The sequence below is a fragment of the Streptomyces sp. NPDC026659 genome (assembly GCF_040638245.1).
GTDB lineage: Bacteria > Actinomycetota > Actinomycetes > Streptomycetales > Streptomycetaceae > Streptomyces.
On sequence record NZ_JBEZXY010000007.1, the window covers coordinates 21,658 to 43,561 of the forward strand.

The window sequence follows — 21,904 nt, forward strand, 5'->3', positions numbered from 1 at the left end:
GATGTCCAACGACGCGGGGCGGTCGTGGGTACTGCCGTACGGGGAAAACGCGTCGGAGGAGTGCGTGTACGGGCATATCGTCGGCGGGATGAACGAGGTGTGGCCGGTCGACGTCCCAGGTGAGCGCGTTCTCGTCCGGGAGGTGCGCCCCCGTGACGAGGGACCGCTGCTCAGACTGTTCGAGGAGTGCGAGGACTGGTTCCTGGCGGCGACGGGGCTGCCGTCGGGGCCGGGTGATGTGCAGAGTCTGTTCTACGCGCTGCCGCCGGGCGCGGACCCGGAGGCCAAGGCGCTGCTGGTGGTGGAGCGCAACGGCGAGGTCGCGGGGGTGATCGACGCGGTGCGGGACCATCCCGAGCGGGGAGCGGTGGCGGTGGGCCTGTTCCTGCTGGCGCCGTGGGCGCGGGGGCGGGGCCTGGGGCGGGCCGTGTCGGAGGCGCTCCTCCCCCGCTTCGGCGAGCCCGCGCTGGTGACGGCGACGGTTCCGCCGGGCTGGGTGCCGGGTGAGCGTTTTCTGACCCGCCTCGGCTTCACGCTGGACGGCCCGCCGGAGGGGACAGCACCGGAATGGACGGCGTCGGCGGGGGCGGCCGGTCGCGGTGCGGGGGCGCCGCGCCGGGCGGTGCTGCGGAGAGCGGCTTCCGCCTGACAGCACCGCCCGGCGCCCCGGTCGGCTACTCGCCCCGTACGTGCAACGCCCGTGCCAGATCGTCCAGTTCGTCGATCAGCTTGCGGCGCAGGGCCGTGGGCGGGGCGTCCTCGCGCAGACAGGTCTCGCCGAGGGCCAGGGTCTCGCGGTCGACGGCGTGCCGGGGGAAGGCCCAGACGCCCGCGGCGGCGGCGATGGCGGGGCCGCGGCGGGCGGCGAGGGCGGGGGCCTCCTTGAAGTAGCGGGGGACGTACTCCCGTACCAGGTCGGCCTGTTCGGGCTGCCAGAAGCCCTGGGCGACGGCCTTGAAGAGGTAGTTGGAGAGGTCGTCGCCGGTGAACATCGCGTCCCAGGCGGTCCGCTTGGCCTCCGGGTCGGGCAGCGCGGCGCGGCAGCGGGCGGCGCCCTCCTGGCCGCTGGCGGAGGGGTCGCGTTCCAGTTCGGCGGCGATGGCGGCCTCGTCGGTGTCGCCGAGCACGGCGAGCCGGCCGAGGATGCGCCAGCGCAGCTCGGGGTCGAGTTCGGGTCCGCCGGGCACGGTGCCGTCGGCGAGCCAGGCGGCGATGGTGTCGGGGTGGGCGGCGACGTCGATGAGGCGGCGTACGGCGATCAGGCGCAGGCCGGGGTTGTCGCCGTCCTCGGTGCGGCGGATGAGGTCGCGGCAGAGCGAGGTGAGGGTGGCCAGCGCCGCGGGGCGCTCCTCGGGGGTGAGGTAGCGCAGGGCGATGTTGCCGATGGCGAAGGCGAGGACGCCCTCGACGAGGGCGAGGTCGGTCTCCAGCGGGAGGTGCGCGCGGGCGGCCTCCAGGTAGGCGGCGGGCGGGAGTTCGCCGTCGCGTACGGCGTCGCGCAGGGCGTTCCAGACGACCGCGCGGGTGAGCGGGTCGGGCAGGCCGGAGAGGCTGGTGCGGACGGTGTCGAAGGAGTCGGCGTCGAAGCGGATCTTGGCGTAGGTCTGGTCGCCGTCGTTGAGGACGACCAGCGCGGGGCGCTTGCCGATGGGGGCGGGCCCGGTGTGCGGGATGTCGAGGCCGAGGTGTCCGCGCGGGGTGAGGCGGCCCTCCTCGGTGAGGTCGTGGTCGTAGAGGCCGACGGTGACGCGGTGCGGGCGGCTGCCGTCGTGCTCGACGGTGAGGGTGCGGGTGCCGTCCTCGGCGGAGCCGATGTGCGCGGTGAGCTTGTCGACGCCGGTGGTGCGCAGCCAGGCGTCGGCCCAGGCGTGGACGTCGCGTTCGGTGGCGGCGGCGAGGGAGTCGATGAAGTCGGCGAGGGTGGCGTTGCCGAACCGGTGCCGCTCGAAGTGGATGTTGATGCCCGCGAGGAAGTCCTTCTCGCCGAGCCACGCGACGAGTTGGCGCAGCGCGGAGGCGCCCTTGGCGTAGGAGATGCCGTCGAAGTTGAGGAGGGCGGCGGCGGTGTCGTCGACGGCCTCGGGGGCGACGGGGTGGGTGGAGGGGCGCTGGTCGGCGTCGTAGCCCCAGGCCTTGCGGGTGACGCCGAACTCGACCCAGGGCTCGCTGAAGCGGGTGGCCTCCAGGGTGGTCTGGTAGCCCATGTACTCCGCGAAGGACTCGTTCAGCCAGATGTCGTCCCACCACTTGAGGGTGACGAGGTCGCCGAACCACATGTGGGCCATCTCGTGGGCGATGACCATGGCGCGGGTCTGCCGCTCGGTGTCGGTGACGGCGGAGCGGTAGACGAACTCGTCGCGGAAGGTGACGAGTCCGGGGTTCTCCATGGCACCGGCGTTGAACTCGGGGACGAACGCCTGGTCGTAGGAGTCGAAGGGGTAGGGCTCCGTGAACTTCTCGTGGTAGCGGTCGAAGCAGGCGCGGGTGACGTCGAGGATCTCGTCGGCGTCGGCGTCGAGGTGGGGGGCGAGCGAGCGGCGGCAGTGAATGCCGAAGGGCAGGCCGCGGTGTTCGGTGCGCACCGAGTGCCAGGGGCCCGCGGCGACGGCGAGGAGGTAGGTGGAGATGAGCGGGGTGGTGGCGGCCTTCCAGCGGCCCTCGCCGAGGTGTTCGGTGATGCCGTTGGCGAGGACGGTCCAGTCCTCGGGGGCGGTCACGGTGACGTCGAAGACGGCCTTGAGGTCGGGCTGGTCGAAGGCGGCGTAGACGCGCTGGACGTCGTCGAGGAAGAGCTGGGTGTAGACGTAGGTCTCGCCGTCGGTGGGGTCGGTGAAGCGGTGCATTCCCTCGCCGGTGCGCGAGTAGCGCATGACGGCGTCCACCACGAGGTCGTGCGGGCCCTTGGTGAGGTTCTTGAGCGGCAGCCGGTTGCCGTCCAGGGTCTCGGGGTCCAGGGGCTGTCCGTCCAGGGTGACGGAGCGCAGCTCGGCGGGCTTCAGCTCGACGAAGGTGTCCCCGTCGGACCGCGCGCCGAACGCGATCACGGTACGGGAGCCGAAGGTCTCGTCCCCGGTGGTGAGGTCGAGGTCGACGGTGTAGCGGTGGACGTCGATGAGCTGTGCTCGGGCTTGCGCTTCGTCGCGCGTCAGTACGGACATGCAGGCCATGCTGCCCGATGCCGCCGGTGCCGGACAGGGGCGGACCGGTACATGGCTTATGTCCGCCCCTCGCCCGCCCCTCGCGCGCGCTTCCCCCGGCTCACCGGAGGCTGCGCGCCCCGCTCCTCCCTCAGTTCGCCGGAGGCCGCACCGTGTCCTCGGCGATGCGCTCGTGGTGGCGGATCACCTCGGCCACGATGAAGTTGAGGAACTTCTCGGCGAAGGCCGGGTCGAGGCGGGCGTCCTCGGCGAGGCTGCGCAGGCGGGCGATCTGGCGGGACTCGCGGGCCGGGTCGGCCGGGGGCAGCCGGTGGCGCGCCTTGAGGCGGCCGACCTGCTGGGTGGCCTTGAAGCGTTCGGCCAGCATGTGGACGACGGCCGCGTCGATGTTGTCGATGCTCGCCCGCAGCCGCTCCAGCTCCTCGCGGACCTCGGGCTCGACGTCACCGGTACCGGTGTTGCTGATGGTCATGGGCGACAACCCTACGGGGCGCGGCCCGGCCCCGTTCCGGGACGGTCGGGACGGACCTATGGTGGAGGGGGCTTCCCGGCGTCTTTGGGGGTGCGGACGTGGCGAACGGCGGACCGGTCGAGCATGGTTTCCCGCATCTGGCGACGGTACGGCGGGCGGTCACCGCGCTCTACAAGCGGCTGTCGTACGACGTGGTGGAGACCTTCTCGGCCAGCGTGGCCCCGGCCGACGTGGCCTTCGGGGACGCGGACGACCTGCATCTGGGCGCCCAGCGGGTGGCGCGCGAGCTGGTGCGGCACTTCCGGCTGCCGGACGCCCGGCTGATCGTGGGTTTCCGGGAGATGACCCACGCGGCGAACGTCGAGCTGGCGGCGGGCCCGGAGTACTTCGTGGAGCTGAACGACCGCTTCCGCACCCACCGCGAGGACATCGGCGCGGCCCTCGCGCACGAGGTCACGCACGTCTATCTGCACCGGCTCGGCCTGGCCTTCCCGACCACGGCGGAGAACGAGATCCTGACCGACACGGTGGCGGTCTACCTGGGCGCGGGCTGGCTGCTCCTGGACGCCTACCGCGAGCACGGCCCCGCCTCGCAGAAGCTGGGCTATCTCACCCCGGAGGAGTTCGGGTACGTGCTGGCCAAGCGGGCCCTGCTGTTCCACGAGGACCCGGCGGTGTGGTTCACCAGCCCGCAGGCGGCGGACGCGTACGCCAGGGGTCTCGCCCGGGCCCGGCACGACGAGCGCAGGCCCCCGCTGACGGCGGCGGGCCGCCCGGCCCGGCTGCGCTACGCCCATCAGCGCCGCCGTCCTCCGCGCACCCCGCCGGACCCGGAGGCGGGCTACACCTTCACTTCCGGGGCCGACGGGCACCCGCGTGTCTCCTTCGACTGCCCGGTCTGCCACCAGCGGATCAGGGTGCCGGTGCGGGGCCGGGTCAAGGCGCGGTGCGGGCTGTGCCGGACGGTGCTGGAGTGCGACACCTGAGCGGCGGGGGGGGCTAGTCCGGGAGCCGGTCCAGCAGCCAGGTGGCCAGTTCCTCGGCACGAAACAGACCTCAGGGTGCCGCCGGGGGCGCCGTCCAGCTCGGGGAAGCCGCTGGTGGTGATGGTCTTCTCGGCGGCCGGGAAGCGCCGCTTCAGCTCGGCGACCGTGACGTCCTTGCCCTGGGCCTGGGCGTGGAAGGCGGTGCCGGGGTAGATCCGGTCCACCGTGAGCACGGTCTCGCCGGTCTTCGGGTCGTAGTGGCGCCAGAGCATCTGGCGGGCGGCGGGGCTGTCTGGTCGAGGCCCGTGCAGAGCCAGTCGAGGTCGCTGCGGCCAAGGTTGAAGCCGTCGGCCATGATCACCGGGCGGACGATGCCCCGGTTGCGCACGGCGCAGCAGCCCGTCGGATGCGGGCTGGGCGACTGCGGTTGGCGCGATGATCGGGGACATCATCAGCACGCACTCCGACCAGCGGATACGTGCCTCACCGGTCCTGTCATCCCTAAGAGTGCGCGGGCTGCGGGACGGTGACGCGGCGTCGGGAAATCAGGTGATCACAGCCGGAGCGGCGGCCCTCCCCGGCCGTTCTCCCGCCGTCCGCCCCGGTCCGATAGTTTGTTCGCCGCCGCCCCACCGGCCCATCCTGTCCCAGTCTTCCCCGAGTCTTCCCCCGAGGAGCCGGCCGTGACCGCCGAGTCCGACGTGACCACCTGTTTTCGCCATCCCAAGGTGGAGTCGCACGTCCGCTGCACCCGCTGCGACCGTTACATCTGCCCGGACTGCATGCGCGAGGCTGCGGTCGGCCACCAGTGCGTGGAGTGCGTGAAGGAGGGGACACGGTCGGTCCGGCAGGCGCGCACGGCGTTCGGCGGCAGGATCAGCGCGGTCCCGCTGGTCACCTATGCGCTGGTCGGCCTGAACGTGGCCGCCTATCTCCTGGAGCTGGCCCGGCCGTCGCTCGTGGACCGGTTCGGGATGCTGGGCGCGGGGCTGCTCGGCCCGCACGGCGGGCACTACCTGTGGCAGTACCCGTACGACCCGGTGCTGCGCCCGGAGGGTCTGGCGGGCGGCCAGTGGGAGCGGCTGCTGACCGGTGAGTTCCTGCACATGCCGCCGGACGAGGGCATGGGGATGGTGCACATCGTGATGAACATGGTCTCGCTGTGGAGCATCGGCCGTGTCGTGGAGACCCAGTTGGGCCGGGCCCGCTATCTCGCGCTGTATCTGCTGGCGGCGCTGGGCGGTTCGGTGCTGGTGCTCCTTGTCGCCCCGGACGAGCTGACGATCGGCGCCTCGGGCGCCATCTTCGGCCTGGGCGCGGCGTACTGGGTGATGGGGCGCCGGCTGGGCTACGACATGAAGGCGGTCAACCAGTACATGACCGGTCTGCTGGTGTGGCTGGTGGTCTCGGCGTTCATGACGTCCTGGGAGGCGCATCTGGGCGGCCTGTTGACGGGCGGTCTGGTGACGCTGGCGTACGCCTACGCGCCCCGCGACAAGCGCCGGACGCTGATCCAGGCGGGGGCGTGCGCGGCGCTGGTGGTGGTACTGCTGGTGCTGGCGTGGGTGAAGGTGGCGGGCTTCACGAGCGTCATGGCATGACGTGAACAGGCGGCGGCGCCTGCCTGGGCGTCCGGTCGGGGACTGTCGGGCAGGCGCCGCCCGATGCCGCGTACGTCGTTGTACGGGACATCCGGTGGAAGGGACCGTCAGACCGCCAGGGAGCGGTCGGTCGGACGGATCGGGGCGGGCAGGTCGCTCGCCCCGGTGAGGTGGCGGTCCACGCCGCGGGCGGCGGAGCGGCCCTCGGCGATGGCCCACACGATGAGGGACTGGCCGCGGCCGGCGTCACCGGCGACGAACACGCCGGGCACGTTGGTCCGGAAGTCGTCGTCGCGGGCGATGTTGCCCCGCTCGTCCAGTTCCAGGCCGAACTGCTCGACCAGGCCGTTCTCGCGGTCGGTGCCGGTGAAGCCCATGGCGAGGGTGACCAGCTGGGCCGGGATCTTCCGCTCGCTGCCGGGCTTCGGGGTGAGCCTGCCCTCGATGAACTCGACCTCGGCCAGGTGCAGCCACTGGACGTTGCCGTCCTCGTCGCCCTCGAAGTGGGTGGTGGAGACGGAGTAGACCCGCTCGCCGCCCTCCTCGTGGGCGCTGGTGACCTTGTAGAGCATGGGGAAGGTCGGCCAGGGCTGGTTCAGCGCGTGCCGCTCGTCGTTCGGGCGGGGCATGATCTCCAGCTGGGTGACGGAGGCCGCGCCCTGGCGGTGGGCGGTGCCCACGCAGTCGGCGCCGGTGTCGCCGCCGCCGATGACGACGACGTGCTTGCCCTCGGCCGAGATCGGCGGGGCCACGTAGTCGCCCTCCTGGACCTTGTTGGACAGCGGCAGGTACTCCATCGCCTGGTGGATGCCGTTCAACTCCCGCCCGGGGACGGGGAGATCGCGGGCGGTGGTGGCGCCGACGGCGAGGACGACGGCGTCGTAGCGCTTCTTGAGGTCGGTCGCCTTGAGGTCGCGGCCGATCTCGACGCCGGTGCGGAAGCGGGTGCCCTCCGCGCGCATCTGCTCTATGCGGCGGTTGATGTGCCGCTTCTCCATCTTGAACTCGGGGATGCCGTACCGCAGGAGGCCGCCGACGCGGTCGGCGCGCTCGTAGACGGCGACCGTGTGCCCGGCGCGGGTGAGCTGCTGGGCGGCGGCGAGCCCGGCCGGGCCCGAGCCGATGACGGCGACGGTCTTGCCGGAAAGGCGCTCGGGGATGCGCGGGGCGACGTCCCCGGTCTCCCACGCCTTGTCGATGATGGAGACCTCGACGTTCTTGATGGTGACCGGCTGCTGGTTGATGCCCAGCACACACGCCGACTCGCAGGGCGCGGGGCAGAGGCGGCCGGTGAACTCCGGGAAGTTGTTGGTCGCGTGCAGCCGCTCGGAGGCGGCGGCCCAGTCCTGCCGGTAGGCGTAGTCGTTCCACTCGGGGATCAGGTTCCCGAGCGGACAGCCGTTGTGGCAGAACGGGATGCCGCAGTCCATGCACCGGCTGGCCTGCTTGCTGATGATCGGCAGCAGGGAGCCGGGGACGTAGACCTCGTTCCAGTCCTTGAGGCGCACGTCCACGGGGCGGGAGCGGGCGACCTCGCGGCCGTGGTGGAGAAAGCCCTTGGGATCAGCCATTGGTCGCCGCCTCCATCATCTTCTCGGTGATCTCGGTCTCGGAGAGACCGGCTCGCTCGGCGGCGTCCTTGGCGGCGAGCACTGCCTTGTAGGTGCTGGGGATGATCCTGCTGAAGCGTTCGACGGCCCGGTCCCAGTCGTCGAGCAGCTTGGCGGCGACCGTGGAGCCGGTCTCCTCCGCGTGGCGGCGCACCACCTCGTGCAGCCAGATACGGTCGGCGTCGTCCAGGGGCTCGATCGCGCCCGCGTTGCCGGGGTTGACGTTGTCCCGGTCGAGGTCGATCACATAGGCGATGCCGCCGGACATGCCCGCCGCGAAGTTGCGCCCGGTCTCGCCGAGGACGACCGCGTGGCCGCCGGTCATGTACTCGCAGCCGTGGTCGCCCACGCCCTCGGAGACCACCAGGGCGCCGGAGTTGCGGACGCAGAAGCGTTCGCCGGTGCGGCCGCGCAGGAACAGCTCGCCGCCGGTGGCGCCGTAGCCGATCGTGTTGCCCGCGATGGTGGAGTACTCGGCGAGGTGGTCGGCGGCGCGGTCGGGGCGGACCACGATGCGGCCGCCGGAGAGGCCCTTGCCGACGTAGTCGTTGGCGTCGCCCTCCAGGCGGAGGGTGACACCGCGCGGCAGGAAGGCGCCGAAGGACTGGCCGGCCGAGCCGGTGAAGGTGATGTCGATGGTGTCGTCGGGCAGGCCCGCGCCACCGAACTTCCGGGTCACCTCGTGGCCGAGCATGGTGCCGACCGTGCGGTTGATGTTGCGTATGGCGACCTGGGCGCGCACCGGGTGGGCCTCGGCGGCGTCCGGGGCGGCGAGCGCGTCGGCGGCGAGCCTGATCAGCTCGTTGTCGAGCGCCTTCTCCAGGCCGTGGTCCTGGGTGGTGATCTGGTGGCGCACCGCGCCCTCGGGCAGCTCGGGCACGTGGAACAGCGGGGCGAGGTCCAGGCCCTGGGCCTTCCAGTGGTCGACCGCGCGCTCGACGTCCAGCACCTCGGCGTGGCCGACGGCCTCCTCGATGGAGCGGAAGCCCAGCTCGGCCAGGAGTTCGCGGACCTCTTCGGCGATGAACCGGAAGAAGTTGACGACGTACTCGGCCTTGCCGTTGAAGCGCTCGCGCAGCACCGGGTTCTGGGTGGCGATGCCGACCGGGCAGGTGTCCAGGTGGCAGACGCGCATCATCACGCAGCCGGAAACGACCAGGGGCGCGGTGGCGAAGCCGAACTCCTCGGCGCCGAGCAGCGCGGCGATCACCACGTCGCGGCCGGTCTTCAGCTGGCCGTCGGTCTGGACGACGATCCGGTCGCGCAGCCCGTTGAGCAGCAGGGTCTGCTGGGTCTCGGCGAGGCCCAGCTCCCAGGGACCGCCCGCGTGCTTGAGCGAGGTGAGCGGGGAGGCACCCGTACCGCCGTCGTGGCCGGAGATGAGCACCACGTCCGCGTGCGCCTTGGACACACCCGCCGCGACCGTGCCGACGCCGACCTCGGAGACCAGCTTCACGTGAATCCGCGCCTGCGGGTTCGCGTTCTTCAGGTCGTGGATCAGCTGGGCCAGGTCCTCGATGGAGTAGATGTCGTGGTGCGGCGGCGGGGAGATCAGGCCGACGCCGGGCGTGGAGTGCCGGGTCCTGGCGACCCACGGGTAGACCTTGTGGCCGGGCAGCTGGCCGCCCTCGCCGGGCTTGGCGCCCTGGGCCATCTTGATCTGGATGTCGTCGGCGTTGACCAGGTACTCGGAGGTCACGCCGAAGCGGCCGGAGGCGACCTGCTTGATGGCGCTGCGCCGGGCCGGGTCGTAGAGCCGGTCCGGGTCCTCGCCGCCCTCGCCGGTGTTGGACTTGCCGCCCAGCTCGTTCATCGCGATGGCGAGCGTCTCGTGCGCCTCGCGGGAGATGGAGCCGTACGACATGGCGCCGGTGGAGAAGCGCCTGACGATCTCGGAGACCGGCTCGACCTCCTCCACCGGGATCGGCTCGCGGCCGGAGGTGAAGCCGAACAGGCCGCGCAGCGTCATCAGGCGCTCGGACTGCTCGTTCACCCGGTCGGTGTACTTCTTGAAGATGTCGTACCGGCCGGCGCGGGTGGAGTGCTGGAGGCGGAAGACCGTCTCGGGGTCGAACAGGTGCGGCTCGCCCTCGCGGCGCCACTGGTACTCGCCGCCGATGTCGAGCGTGCGGTGCGCGGGCGCGATGCCGCTGGCCGGGTACGCCTTGGCGTGGCGGGCGGCGACCTCACGCGCGATGACGTCGATGCCGACGCCGCCGATCTTGGAGGTGGTGCCGTCGAAGTACTTCGCGACGAACTCGTCCTGGAGGCCGACGGCCTCGAAGACCTGGGCCCCGCGGTAGGAGGCGACTGTGGAGATGCCCATCTTGGACATGACCTTGAGGACGCCCTTGCCGAGGGCGTGGATCAGGTTGCGGATGGCCTGCTCGGGCTCCATGCCGGGCAGGAAGGTGCCCGCGCGGACCAGGTCCTCGACGGACTCCATCGCCAGGTACGGGTTGACGGCGGCGGCGCCGTACCCGATCAGCAGGGCGACGTGGTGGACCTCGCGCACGTCACCGGCCTCGACCAGCAGGCCCACGTGGGTGCGCTGCTTGGTGCGGATGAGGTGGTGGTGGACGGCGGCGGTGAGCAGCAGCGAGGGGATCGGCGCGTGCTCGGCGTCGGAGTGCCGGTCGGACAGGACGATCAGCCGGGCGCCGTTGTCGATGGCGGCGTCCGCCTCGGCGCAGATCTCCTCGATGCGCGCGGCGAGGGACTCGCCGCCGCCGGAGACCCGGTAGAGGCCGGAGAGGGTCGCGGCCTTGAAGCCGGGCATGTCGCCGTCGGCGTTGATGTGGATGAGCTTGGCCAGCTCGTCGTTGTCGATCACCGGGAACGGCAGCAGGACCGAGCGGCAGGAGGCCGCGGTCGGGTCGAGCAGGTTGCCCGAGGGGCCGAGCGAGGAGCGCAGGGAGGTGACCAGTTCCTCGCGGATGGCGTCCAGCGGGGGGTTGGTGACCTGGGCGAAGAGCTGGGTGAAGTAGTCGAAGAGCAGCCGGGGGCGCTCGGAGAGGGCCGCGATGGGGCTGTCGGTGCCCATGGAGCCGATGGGCTCCGCGCCCGCCTTGGCCATGGGGGCGAGGATGACGCGCAGCTCTTCCTCGGTGTAGCCGAAGGTCTGCTGGCGGCGGGTGACGGAGGCGTGGGTGTGCACGATGTGCTCGCGCTCGGGCAGGTCGCCCAGCTCGATCTCCCCGGCCTCCATCCAGTCGCCGTAGGGCTGCTCGGCGGCGAGGGACGCCTTGATCTCGTCGTCCTCGATGATGCGGTGCTCGGCGGTGTCCACGAGGAACATGCGGCCGGGCTGGAGGCGGCCCTTGCGGACCACGCGCGCGGGGTCGATGTCGAGGACGCCGACCTCGGAGCCGAGGACGACCAGGCCCTCGTCGGTGACCCAGTAGCGGCCGGGGCGCAGGCCGTTGCGGTCGAGTACGGCGCCGACCTGGACGCCGTCGGTGAAGGTGACGCAGGCGGGGCCGTCCCAGGGCTCCATCATCGTGGAGTGGAACTGGTAGAAGGCGCGCCGGGCCGGGTCCATGGAGTCGTGGTTCTCCCACGCCTCCGGGATCATCATCAGCACGGAGTGGGGCAGCGAGCGGCCGCCCAGGTGCAGGAGTTCCAGCACCTCGTCGAAGGACGCCGAGTCGGAGGCGTCCGGCGTGCAGACCGGGAACGTCCGGGTGAGGTTGTCCTCGGTGCCGAACAGGTCCGAGCCGAGCTGGGACTCGCGGGCGCGCATCCAGTTGCGGTTGCCCTTGACGGTGTTGATCTCACCGTTGTGCGCGATGAAGCGGTACGGGTGCGCGAGCGGCCACGACGGGAAGGTGTTCGTGGAGAAGCGCGAGTGGACGAGCGCGATCGCGGAGGCGAAGCGGCGGTCGGACAGGTCCGGGAAGAAGGGCTCCAGCTGGCCGGTGGTCAGCATGCCCTTGTAGACGATGGTCCGGGCGGACAGCGAGGGGAAGTAGACCCCCGCCTCCCGCTCGGCGCGCTTGCGCAGCACGAACGCCTTGCGGTCGAGCGCGATGCCCTCGCTGACCCCGTCGCCGACGAACAGCTGACGGAAGGCGGGCATGGTCGAGCGGGCGGTCGCGCCGAGCAGCTCGGGCGCCACCGGGACCTCGCGCCAGCCGAGGACCGTGAGGCCCTCCTCGGCGGCGATCGTCTCAATCCGTGAGACGGCTTCGGAGGTGCCGTCCTCGGGCAGGAAGGCGACGCCGACCGCATAGGAACCAGCGGCCGGCAGATCGAATCCGGCCACCTCACGGAAGAACGCGTCGGGCACCTGGGAGAGGATTCCCGCGCCGTCCCCGGAGTCGGGTTCGGAGCCGGTGGCGCCCCGGTGCTCCAGGTTGCGCAGTACGGTCAGCGCCTGCTCGACCAGCGCATGGCTCGCCTCGCCGGTGAGGGTGGCCACGAAACCGACGCCACAGGCGTCGTGTTCGTCGCGGGGGTCGTACATGCCCTGAGCCACAGGGCGGGCATCCATGAAGGACCAGGGGCGGTCGGTCACGGAGTGCTGGGACGGCTGGCGCGGCGTACGCATCGGCTCTCCCGTCGTCGTCATCTGGCCATGTGCGGTACCGAGGGACGACGCTGGCCCTCTGCGTGGAGTGCAAAATTTCGTGCAGGTTACATGATGGGACGGCTCCCGGGAACCGGATAGACCGTTCCACCATGCGGACGCCACGCGGAAGGTCGCGTCGGGTGCCGCGGGGGTGCGGCGAGGGTGCCGCAGGGGTCGCGGCGGGTGCCGCGGGGTCGTTCGCGGCGGGTGCCGCGCACGGCGGCGGGAAAGGTGCGTGAAGGCCGGGCCGGGGATGATCGGTCGGATCGGGACCGGGCCGGTCCGAGGGGGGCGGGCCGGGTGTCTTTCCCCCGATCCGCGGGCGCACCGCAGGCGTCATTGCCCGCAGTGCCAGTGCTCACAGGTCATGCCCCGTGGTTAAGCGTTCGAAACCCGCGAGTAACGATTATTTATACGGGCCCTCGCATACATACCGTGGACATCATCCTAGGGCCGTACCGAACAGGCTGCCCAGGGCGTACGTCACACCGGCCGCGGCACCGCCGAGGGCGAGCTGCCTGAGTCCGCTGAACCACCAGCTCCGCGCCGTCACGCGGGCCACCACCGCACCGCAGCCGAAGAGCCCGGCGAGGGCCAGCAGCACGGCGGGCCAGAGCACGGTCGCACCCAGCAGGAACGGCAGCACGGGCAGCAGGGCGCCCAGCGCGAACGAGGCGAACGACGACACGGCGGCCACCAGCGGCGAGGGCAGGTCGGCCGGGTCGATGCCCAGCTCCTCGCGGGCGTGGATCTCCAGGGCGCGCTCGGGGTCCTTCGACAGCTGCCGGGCGACCTCGCGGGCGAGGCCGGGCTCGACTCCGCGCGCGGTGTACAGCGCGGCCAGCTCCTCCTCCTCGGCCTGCGGGTGCTTGCGCAGCTCACGGCGCTCGACGTCCAGCTCGGCCAGCACCAGCTCGCGCTGCGAGGCGACGGAGGTGTACTCGCCGGCCGCCATGGAGAAGGCGCCCGCGGCGAGCCCGGCGAGGCCCGTGATCACGATCGTCTGATGGCCGACGGACCCGCCCGCGACGCCGGTCAGCAGGGCGAGGTTGGACACCAGGCCGTCCATCGCGCCGAAGACGGCGGGGCGCAGCCAGCCGCCGTTGACGTCGCGGTGCGTGTGGTTGTCACGGTGCGCCTCGTGCAGCGTGGCCTCGGTGTCGATGATGGCCATCCAGAACCCCCGGGAAGCTTAGCCAAAGCTAACTTTGGACTGTTTCTATCTTTTGACAACCATCAACCTACGTCGGCCATTCCACGCCCGCCAGCAAGGAAAGGCTGCGCTAACCTGCGGCTTTACCTTTTCTTGCTCATCCGAGGATTCAGACGCTCAGATGCCGAGAGGGTGATACCGGCCCTCCGGAGGCTGGTCGGCGCGTGTCGCGGGGGACACATCCGCAAAGGGCCGCGCGGCCGACAGGACCTGGCGCGGCCCACCGCCGAAGGAGAGTCCGCCATGGCTTCGACCGCCCGCACCGCCCCGGACCCCGCCCCAGACCCCGACCCGGATCCCGCCCCGGACCCGGCGCACGGGGACCGGCCCGGACCGCGCGAGCGGGCGCGCGGCGCGCTGCTCGGCCTGGCGGTGGGCGACGCGCTCGGCGCGCCGGCCGAGAACATGAAGCCCTCCGAGATCCGCGCCCGCTGGGGCCGTATCACCGGGTACGTCACCGACCGGCCCTCGGGCACCGACGACACCGAGTACGCGATCTTCTCGGGGCTGCTGCTCGCCCGGCACGGCTCCGCGCTCACCCCGGCGCATGTCGAGGCGGCCTGGCACCAGTGGATCGCGGACCGGGCCGAGGGCCCCTTCCGGGGCGCGGGCTTCAGCGAGCGCGGCACCCTGGAGAACCTGCGGCGGGGCCTGGCGGCCCCCATCTCCGCCCAGCACCGGCACGCCTGGAGCGACGGGCTCGCGATGCGGGCGGCGCCCTTCGGGGTGTTCGCCGCCGGGCGGCCCGCCGAGGCGGCCCGGCTCGTGGCGATCGACGGCTCGGTCAGCCACGAGGGCGAGGGCATCCACGGCGGGCAGGCGGTCGCGGCTGGGGTGGCGGCGGCGATGGCGGGCGCCGACCCGGCCGTGGTCGTCGCCGCCGCGCTCGCGGCCGTACCCGACGACTCCTGGACCGCCCGCTCGCTGCGCCGCGCGGTCGCCGTCGCCCACCGGGGCGAGCGTGCGGTCCGGTCCGCCGTGGTCATCGGCGGCTACCCCTGGACCGACCTCGCCCCCGAGGCCGTCGCCCTCGCCTTCGGGGCGTACGCGGCGGCCGACGGCGACTTCCGGGAAGCGGTGTTGACGGCCGTCAACATGGGCCGCGACGCCGACACCACGGCGGCCGTCGCGGGCGCCCTGGCCGGCGCCACCCGGGGCGCCTCCGCCATCCCCGCGGACTGGGCCGCCGCCATCGGCCCCGCCCGAGGCCGCTGCCTCCCCGCCATGGCCGGCCATCACATCCTGGACGTGGCCGAACTCCTGGTCCCGGAGGAGGGCGGCAAGTGGGGCGAGGCGCTGGCCGTCCCGGACTTCCTGCCGGTGGAGGTACGGGAGCTGGTGCGGGGCGGGGCGCTCCGCGAGGCGGCTCCGGCGGGGAACGGCACGGCACCGGAGACGGTGCGGGAACTGGTGACGGCCGGAAGCGAAGAGGTACAGGGACTGGTGGCGGTCGGCAGCGAAGAGGTGCGGAAGCTGGTGACGGCCGGAAGCGAGGAGGTGCGGGAACTGGTGACGGCCGGGAGCGGCGCCGTACCGGAAGAGACGCGGGAGCTGGTGTCCGCAGGAAGCGGGGCCGTGCCGGAGGGCGGGGCCCTCACCCCCTCCGTGCCGCCCGACCCCGCCGCACCCACCCGGGCCACAGCCGCCCGCACCGACTCGGAGGTCCCCGCGTGAGCCGCCGTATCGAAGGACTGCTGCTCGGACTCGCCGCCGGGGACGCCGCCGGGTGGCCCGCCGCGCGGCACCGGGCGGCGCGGATGCCCGAGTGGACGCGGCGGCTCACCCGGGAGCTGGACACGTTCGCGGAGCAGAACGCGACGACCACGCTGCCCGTGCCGGTCGCGCTGAACCAGCCCCCGGAGCCGCTGCGGCTCGGCCCCTCCGACGACGCCGAGTGGGCCGCGTTCGCCGCCGAGGCGGTGCTGCGGGCCGGGGACGACGTGCTCGGGGACCTCAGCCGGGAGCGCAGGATGCGCGCGGCCATCGACCTGACCTGGACCGCAGTGGCCGCGGAGGTGTCGGCGGCGGCGGACCGGGCCCCGGAGATCGAGTCCGCCGTACTGCCGCTGCGCGCGCGGATCTCGGTCCGCGCGGGCCTCGGGAATCTGGCCGCCGGGCTGCGGCCGCCCGCCACCGGGCACGACAACCCGCACTACTTCGACGACGCCGCCTGCGTGCGCGCCTGCGTCCTCGCCGTGGCCCACCCCGGCGATCCCCGGCGCGCGGCGGACCTCGCGGAGTTCGACGCCCGCTACACCCAGGACGGCGACGGCGTGCACGGCGCGCGGGCGATGGCGGCGGCCCTGGCGTCGGCCCTCGACGGGGCGAAACCGGACGAGTGCGTCGCGGCGGCGCTCGCGGAACTCCCCGCCGGGACGGAGATCGGCCGCAACGCCCGCCAGGCGCTCGCACTGGTCGCGGACAGCGGCTCGGCCTTCGAGCTGATCCCTCTCCTGGAGCACCGGATCGTCGATCATGTGTACAGCTACGGCGTGGCCGCAGCCGAAACGGTCCCCGTCGCGCTCGCGCTGACCGCCGCCTCCGGGGGCCGTATCCGCGAGGCCGTTCCCGCCGCCGCCTGTCTCTCCCGGGTCGCGGATTCCGCTCCGGCGCTGGCCGGGGCGCTCACCGGCGCGCTGGGCGGCGGCGCGTGCGTGCCCGGAACCTGGCGGGACGCGTGCCGTGTCCTGTCCGGCTGCGCGCTGCCCCGGCTCACCGGTACGGACCTCGTGGAACTCGCCGGGCTGCTGGAAGCCGCACAACGGGCCCGACCGGAGGGATGATTCGGGCATGACGCCCGAAAAGGAAGAATTCCCCGGTCCGGGAGCCGTCGGCCGAGAAGGCTCCGGCGCCCCCGGCCCGGGACTGACCGCGCTGGACGCCCGGATCACCGGGGCCCTGGTCGGCGCCGCCGTGGGCGACGCGCTCGGCGGCCCCGTCGAGGGCTACTCCCCCGACCAGATCGCCGATCGCCACGGCGGCCGCGTCCACGGCTTCGTCGGCCCCTGGAACGGCGACGAGTGGCGCACCGCCCGCCCCATCGCGCCGTACCACAAGGGCGACGGGCACGTCACCGACGACACGTTGATGACCCACGCGCTGATCCGGGTCTACGAGCGCGTCCGGGACCATCTCGACGCCTACGCGGTCGCCGACCACCTGGTCCCGGACCTGATGACCAACCCCCGCTGGATTCCCGAGCTGGAGGCGGAGGCGCTGCCGCTCCAGCGGATCTTCCTCGCCGAGAAGTGGCTGGTGGCCCGGCTGGCCTACGGTCACGTGGACCCGCGCGAGGCGGGCAGCGGAAACATCGTCAACTGCGGTGCGGCGATGTACATGGCCCCGGTCGGCCTGGTCAACGCCGCCGACCCGGCCGCCGCGTACGCCGAGGCACTGGACGTCGCGGGCGCGCACCAGTCGTCGTACGGCAGGGAGGCCGCCGGGGTCTTCGCCGCGGCCGTCGCCGCCGCGACCGCGCCCGGGGCCACCCCGGACTCGGTGGTGGCGGCCTGCCTGGCGCTGGCGAAGGACGGCACGCGCGAGGCGATCGAGGAGGTCTGCGAAACGGCCGCCGGGTACGGCGACTTCGAGTCGGCGCTGGTCCCGCTGCGCGCGGCGGTCGCCCCGTACGACACGGTCGGCCCCGACTACCGCGCCCCCTCGCTCGGCGCCCGCCGCCCCTCGCGGCTGCACTCCATCGAGGAACTGCCGGTGGCGCTCGGCATGGTGGTGGTCGCGGGCGGCGACTACCGGCACGCGGTGCTCGGCTCGGTGAACTACGGGCGCGACTGCGACTCCATCGCCACCATGGCGGGCGCGATCACCGGCGCGCTCGGCTCGCCCGTGCCCGAGGAGTGGGCGAAGACGGTGGCCGAGGCCAGCCGCCTCGACCTGTGGGCTCCGGCGCGGGAACTGGCCGGGGTCGCCCGGGAGGTCTTCGCACGGGACGTGGCCCGGCGGCGCGCGCACGAGCTGGCCTTCGCCGCCCTCGGGGGCCCGGCATGATCCGGCTGACCTGGGTCCAGCCCGAGGACCTGCTCGGGCACGAGATCCGGCAGGCCCGCCTCGACGGCCGGGAGCCCGCGCGGATCGAGGCACGCTGGCAGGCGGCGGGCGGCCCGGACGCCCCCGGGCGGGCCGGTGCCTCCCCGGAACCGGTCTCCCGCTCGCTGCGGCTGCTCGCCGAGGACCTGCTCGACGAACTGGCCGATCTGCCCAGCGCGTTGAAGGCGGACGAGCCGACGGAGTGGACCGCGCTCACCGAGGCGTGTCCCCACTGGCCTGCCTCGCAAGGCCGTACCCGCGTCTCCCCCGCCGCCCTGGAGGCCGCCTGGCTCGGCCGCGCGGCCGGGTGCCTGCTGGGCAAGCCCGTGGAGAAGCTGCCGCTGGACGGCATCCGCGCCCTCGCCGAGGCCGCCGGGAACCGCCCGCTGACCACCTGGTTCACCGCCAAGGGCGTCCCCGCCGAGCTGCTGGCCCGACACCCCTGGAACCGCCGCTCGGCCACCACCTCGCTCGCCGAGAACATCGACGGGATGCCCGAGGATGACGACCTCAACTACCCCCTGCTCAACCTGCTGCTGCTCCGGCGGCACGGCCGCGCCTTCACCACCGACCAGGTGGCCGCGCTCTGGCTGGACGAACTCCCGCCCGGCCGCGCCTTCACCGCCGAGCGCGTCGCCTTCCGCAACCTCCTGGGCGGGATCGAACCCCCGCGCACCGCCCGGTACCGCAACCCGTTCCGCGAGTGGATCGGCGCGCTGATCCGCGCCGACGTCCACGGCTGGACCAACCCGGGCGACCCGGCGGCCGCCGCCGAACAGGCATACCGCGACGCCGTGCTGACCCACACCGCGAACGGCGTCTACGCGGCGATGTTCACCGCCGCCGTCCTCGCGGCCGCCGCGACCGGCACACAGGACGTGCACGCCTGTCTGCGCACCGGCCGCACGGTCGTCCCGGCCCGCTCCCGGCTGGCCGAGGCACTCGACCACGCGATCCAACTGGCGCACGAGCACGACGACTTCGACGACGTGGTGGACCGGCTCCACACCCGTTACGACGCCACCCACCACTGGGTGCACGCGATCCCCAACACCGCCCTGATCGCCGCCGCCCTCACCCACGCCGACGGCGACTTCTCCGGCTCCATCTGCCGTGCGGTGTCCGGCGGCTGGGACACCGACTCCAACGGGGCGACGGCGGGCAGCGTCGCGGGGCTGCTCGCGGGCTCCCCCGAGGCGCTGCCCGAGCGCTGGCGGTCCCCGCTGAAGAACCGGCTCGCCACCACCGTCGCCGACTTCGACGGCACCGGCTTCGACACCCTGGCCCACCTCACCCACCTGGAGGCGACCCGACCATGACCCACATCGCGGTCCTCGGCAGCACCAACATGGACCTCGTCACCTACGTCGCCAAGGCCCCGCAGCGCGGCGAGACCGTGACCGGGCGCGAGTTCCACACCATCCCCGGCGGCAAGGGCGCCAACCAGGCCATCGCCGCCGCCCGGTGCGGCGCCACCGTCTCGATGATCGGCGCGGTCGGCAACGACGCCTTCGGGCTCCGGCTGCGCGACACCCTCGAACACTCCGGCGTGGACACCGACTTCCTGCGCACGGTCGAGGGCCCCTCCGGCACCGCGCACATCGTCGTGGACGACGAGGGCGGCAACTCCATCGTCGTCATCCCCGGCGCCAACGGCACCGTGGACCACCTCGCCCCCGGCGACGAGGGCGCCCTCACCGCCGCCGACGCCCTGCTGCTGCAGCTGGAGATCCCGCTCGACGGGGTCCTCGCGGGTGCCGAGGCCGCCCGCCGGCACGGCGTGCGCACCGTGCTCACCCCCTCCCCCGCCCAGCCGCTGCCCCCCGAACTCCTCGAAGCGACCGACCTGTTGATCCCCAACGAGTACGAGGCCATCACCCTCACCGGCCGCATCGACCCGCGCGAGGCGGCCACCGCCCTGCTCGACCTCGTGCCGGAGGTCGTCGTGACCCTCGGCGAGGCCGGGAGCCTCTACGTCGCACGCGGCAAGGAGCCGCTGGCCGTACCCGCGACCGTGGTCACCGCCGTGGACTCCACCGGCGCGGGCGACACCTTCGCGGGCGCGCTCGCGGTCGCCCTCGCCGAGGAACGGCCCATCCGCGAGGCCCTGATGTGGGCGTCCGCCGCGGCGGCGCTGTCGGTGCAGCGGGAGGGCGCGTCGGCGTCCATGCCGTACCGCCAGGAGATCGAGGCGCAGTACACCGCATGAGCAGCCGAGACGAGAACACGCCCCGCGCCCCGCGCCCGTCCGTCCAGCCGCTGGACGGACTGCGCGTCCTGGACCTGGCCACGCTCTTCGCCGGTCCCCTCGCCGCCACGATGCTCGGTGACTTCGGCGCCGAGGTGATCAAGGTGGAGCATCCCCGGCGGCCCGACCCCTCGCGCGGGCACGGCCCGGCCAAGGACGGGATCGGCCTGTGGTGGAAGGTGCTCGGCCGCAACAAGCGCGCCATCACCCTCGACCTCTCCCGCCCCGGCGGCCGCGCGACCCTGCTGCGGCTCGCGGCCACCGCCGACGTGGTGATCGAGAACTTCCGCCCCGGCACCCTGGAGAAGTGGGACCTCGGCTGGCCGGAGCTGTCGGCCGTCAACCCCCGCCTGATCCTCACCCGGGTCACCGCCTTCGGCCAGTTCGGGCCGTACGCGCACCGGCCCGGCTTCGGCACGCTCGCGGAGGCCATGAGCGGCTTCGCGGCGCTCACCGGCGAACCGGACGCGCCGCCGACCCTGCCGCCGTTCGGGCTCGCGGACTCGATCACGGCGCTGGCGACGGCGTACGCCGTGCTCACCGCGCTCGCCGCCCGGCACCGCACCGGCACCGGACAGGTCGTGGACATGGCCATCATCGAGCCGATGCTCGCCGTGCTCGGCCCCCAGCCCACCTGGTACGACCAGCTCGGCCATGTGCAGGAACGCACCGGCAACCGCTCCGCGAACAACGCCCCGCGCAACACCTATCGCACCGCCGACGGCTCCTGGGTCGCGGTCTCCACCTCGGCGCAGTCGGTGGCCGAGCGGGTGATGCGGCTGGTGGGCCGGCCGGAGCTGATCGAGGAACCGTGGTTCGCGAGCGGCGCCCAGCGGGCCGCGCACGCCGACGTCCTGGACGCGGCGGTCGGCTCCTGGATCGCGGCCCGCGACCGGGACGAGGTGCTGGCCGCCTTCGAGAAGGCGGAGGCGGCGATCGCCCCCGTGCAGGACGTACGGGACGTGTTCACCGACCCGCAGTACCTGGCCCTGGACACGGTCACCACCGTCGCCGACCCCGACCTCGGCCCGCTGAAGATGCAGAACGTCCTCTTCCGGCTCTCCGCGACCCCCGGCGCGATCCGCTGGGCGGGGCGGGCCCACGGCGCCGACACCGAGGACGTACTCACCGAACTGGGACTCGGCCCGGCCGAGCTCGGCGCCCTGCGCGAGGAGGGCGCCCTGTGACCCGCACCCCGCTGACCTGGCTCTACGTCCCCGGCGACCGGCCCCACGTGGTGGACAAGGCGCTCGTCGCGGGCGCCGACGTGGTGGTGATCGACCTGGAGGACGCGGTCGCCCCGGACCGCAAGGAGTACGCCCGCACGGCCACCGCCGAACGGCTCTCCGAGCACCAGCCGGTCCCGGTGCACGTCCGGCTGAACGCGGCCGAAGGGCCCTGGGGCGCGGCGGACCTCGCCGCCCTGGCCTCCCTGCCCGGCGCGTCCGGACTCCGGCTGCCCAAGGTCGCCTCCCCCGACGAGGTACGGCACACCGCCGTCCTCACCGCGCTGCCGCTGTACGCGCTCCTCGAATCCGCCCTCGGCATCGAGCACGCCCACGCCATCGCCCGCGCCCATCCCTCCCTGCGCGGGATCTCGCTGGGCGAGGCGGACCTGCGGGCCGACCTCGGGGTACGGGCCGACTCGGGGCTCGACTGGTCCCGGTCCCGGGTGATCGTCGCCGCCCGCGCGGCGGGACTCGCCCCGCCCCCGCAGTCCGTCCACCCCGACATCCGGGACCTGGACGGTCTGGCCGCCTCCTGCGCCCGGGGCCGCGCCTTCGGCTTCCTGGGCCGGGCCGCGATCCACCCGCGCCAGCTCCCGGTGATCGAGCGGGCCTACCAGCCGACCCCGGCGGAGCTGGAGGAGGCCGAGACCGTGGTCAAGGCGGCCGCCGCCGAGCAGGGCGCCCAGGCCCTCCCCGACGGCCGCTTCATCGACGCGGCGACGGTGGCCCTGGCCCGGCGCACGCTGTCGCTGGTGCGGCGGGGCTGAGGGCGG

14 protein-coding genes and 1 pseudogene are annotated in these 21,904 nt (G+C 73.2%); 10 read left to right on the forward strand and 5 right to left on the reverse strand.

The features are described from left to right. Nucleotides 1–88 precede the first annotated feature (88 nt). Entirely contained in the window at nucleotides 89–649 is a 561-nt protein-coding gene (locus tag AB0E91_RS18520; protein WP_361782524.1) for a GNAT family N-acetyltransferase, read from the forward strand. Between the two features lie 25 nt (nucleotides 650–674). On the opposite strand, the gene pepN is transcribed toward AB0E91_RS18520, so the two are convergent. Beyond that, entirely contained in the window at nucleotides 675–3,158 is a 2,484-nt protein-coding gene (pepN, locus tag AB0E91_RS18525; protein WP_361782527.1) for an aminopeptidase N, read from the reverse strand. Nucleotides 3,159–3,288: 130 nt separating this feature from the next. Next, nucleotides 3,289–3,630 carry a chorismate mutase gene (locus AB0E91_RS18530; protein ID WP_361782530.1) on the reverse strand — a complete coding sequence of 114 codons (342 nt, stop codon included), beginning with the start codon at nucleotides 3,628–3,630 and terminating at the stop codon, nucleotides 3,289–3,291. 98 nt (nucleotides 3,631–3,728) lie between these two features. Here AB0E91_RS18530 and AB0E91_RS18535 point away from each other — a divergent pair, with 98 nt between their 5' ends. Together AB0E91_RS18535 and AB0E91_RS18540 are read left to right on the forward strand one after the other, a co-directional pair. Then, a complete protein-coding gene (locus AB0E91_RS18535) occupies nucleotides 3,729–4,616 on the forward strand; it encodes a hypothetical protein (RefSeq protein ID WP_361782533.1) in 888 nt (295 codons plus the stop codon). A gap of 683 nt (nucleotides 4,617–5,299) precedes the next feature. Next, the gene (locus AB0E91_RS18540; protein WP_361782535.1) at nucleotides 5,300–6,217 is read left to right on the forward strand and encodes a rhomboid family intramembrane serine protease; all 918 of its coding nucleotides are present in this window, start codon (nucleotides 5,300–5,302) and stop codon (nucleotides 6,215–6,217) included. 107 nt (nucleotides 6,218–6,324) lie between these two features. Here AB0E91_RS18540 and AB0E91_RS18545 read toward each other — a convergent pair whose 3' ends face one another. From AB0E91_RS18545 to AB0E91_RS18555, 3 genes are all read right to left on the reverse strand, one after another. After that, nucleotides 6,325–7,788: a glutamate synthase subunit beta gene (locus AB0E91_RS18545; protein ID WP_361782538.1), complete on the reverse strand. Its 1,464-nt coding sequence runs from the start codon at nucleotides 7,786–7,788 to the stop codon at nucleotides 6,325–6,327. Continuing rightward, nucleotides 7,781–12,376, reverse strand: a complete 4,596-nt coding sequence (gltB, locus tag AB0E91_RS18550) for a glutamate synthase large subunit (RefSeq protein ID WP_361782541.1) — start codon at nucleotides 12,374–12,376, stop codon at nucleotides 7,781–7,783. Before gltB ends, AB0E91_RS18545 begins: the two co-directional genes overlap by 8 nt. Nucleotides 12,377–12,839: 463 nt before the next feature. Beyond that, entirely contained in the window at nucleotides 12,840–13,571 is a 732-nt protein-coding gene (locus AB0E91_RS18555) for a VIT1/CCC1 transporter family protein (protein ID WP_361782544.1), read from the reverse strand. 282 nt (nucleotides 13,572–13,853) lie between these two features. Here AB0E91_RS18555 and AB0E91_RS18560 point away from each other — a divergent pair. The 7 genes and pseudogenes from AB0E91_RS18560 to AB0E91_RS18590 form a co-directional block, all read left to right on the forward strand. Further along, nucleotides 13,854–14,900 (forward strand): annotated as a pseudogene (locus tag AB0E91_RS18560) (ADP-ribosylglycohydrolase family protein); the annotation flags it as partial. Nucleotides 14,901–15,280: 380 nt separating this feature from the next. After that, nucleotides 15,281–16,393: an ADP-ribosylglycohydrolase family protein gene (locus tag AB0E91_RS18565; protein ID WP_361782547.1), complete on the forward strand. Its 1,113-nt coding sequence runs from the start codon at nucleotides 15,281–15,283 to the stop codon at nucleotides 16,391–16,393. Between the two features lie 7 nt (nucleotides 16,394–16,400). Next, nucleotides 16,401–17,615 (forward strand): ADP-ribosylglycohydrolase family protein, encoded by a 1,215-nt coding sequence (locus AB0E91_RS18570; RefSeq protein WP_361782550.1) that lies wholly within the window; start codon nucleotides 16,401–16,403, stop codon nucleotides 17,613–17,615. Further along, a complete protein-coding gene (locus AB0E91_RS18575; RefSeq protein WP_361782553.1) occupies nucleotides 17,612–18,973 on the forward strand; it encodes an ADP-ribosylglycohydrolase family protein in 1,362 nt (453 codons plus the stop codon). The genes AB0E91_RS18570 and AB0E91_RS18575 overlap by 4 nt, the downstream gene beginning before the upstream one ends. Then, a complete protein-coding gene (rbsK, locus tag AB0E91_RS18580) occupies nucleotides 18,970–19,863 on the forward strand; it encodes a ribokinase (protein ID WP_361782556.1) in 894 nt (297 codons plus the stop codon). The genes AB0E91_RS18575 and rbsK overlap by 4 nt, the downstream gene beginning before the upstream one ends. Continuing rightward, the gene (locus AB0E91_RS18585) at nucleotides 19,860–21,089 is read left to right on the forward strand and encodes a CoA transferase (RefSeq protein WP_361782559.1); all 1,230 of its coding nucleotides are present in this window, start codon (nucleotides 19,860–19,862) and stop codon (nucleotides 21,087–21,089) included. The genes rbsK and AB0E91_RS18585 overlap by 4 nt, the downstream gene beginning before the upstream one ends. Continuing rightward, complete coding sequence (locus tag AB0E91_RS18590; RefSeq protein ID WP_161181070.1) at nucleotides 21,086–21,898, forward strand: CoA ester lyase; 813 nt, start codon at nucleotides 21,086–21,088, stop codon at nucleotides 21,896–21,898. Before AB0E91_RS18585 ends, AB0E91_RS18590 begins: the two co-directional genes overlap by 4 nt. The last annotated feature ends 6 nt before the right edge of the window (nucleotides 21,899–21,904 follow it).

What these genes read in the sequence shown, in the direction of transcription:
- gltB (WP_361782541.1), bottom strand. Translation starts at nt 12,376, where the DNA reads ATGCGTACGCCGCGCCAGCCGTCCCAGCACTCCGTGACCGACCGCCCC.
- rbsK (WP_361782556.1), top strand. Translation starts at nt 18,970, where the DNA reads ATGACCCACATCGCGGTCCTCGGCAGCACCAACATGGACCTCGTCACC.
- AB0E91_RS18585 (WP_361782559.1), top strand. Translation starts at nt 19,860, where the DNA reads ATGAGCAGCCGAGACGAGAACACGCCCCGCGCCCCGCGCCCGTCCGTC.
- AB0E91_RS18575 (WP_361782553.1), top strand. Translation starts at nt 17,612, where the DNA reads ATGATCCGGCTGACCTGGGTCCAGCCCGAGGACCTGCTCGGGCACGAG.
- AB0E91_RS18530 (WP_361782530.1), bottom strand. Translation starts at nt 3,630, where the DNA reads ATGACCATCAGCAACACCGGTACCGGTGACGTCGAGCCCGAGGTCCGC.
- pepN (WP_361782527.1), bottom strand. Translation starts at nt 3,158, where the DNA reads ATGTCCGTACTGACGCGCGACGAAGCGCAAGCCCGAGCACAGCTCATC.
- AB0E91_RS18570 (WP_361782550.1), top strand. Translation starts at nt 16,401, where the DNA reads ATGACGCCCGAAAAGGAAGAATTCCCCGGTCCGGGAGCCGTCGGCCGA.
- AB0E91_RS18555 (WP_361782544.1), bottom strand. Translation starts at nt 13,571, where the DNA reads ATGGCCATCATCGACACCGAGGCCACGCTGCACGAGGCGCACCGTGAC.
- AB0E91_RS18520 (WP_361782524.1), top strand. Translation starts at nt 89, where the DNA reads ATGAACGAGGTGTGGCCGGTCGACGTCCCAGGTGAGCGCGTTCTCGTC.
- AB0E91_RS18545 (WP_361782538.1), bottom strand. Translation starts at nt 7,788, where the DNA reads ATGGCTGATCCCAAGGGCTTTCTCCACCACGGCCGCGAGGTCGCCCGC.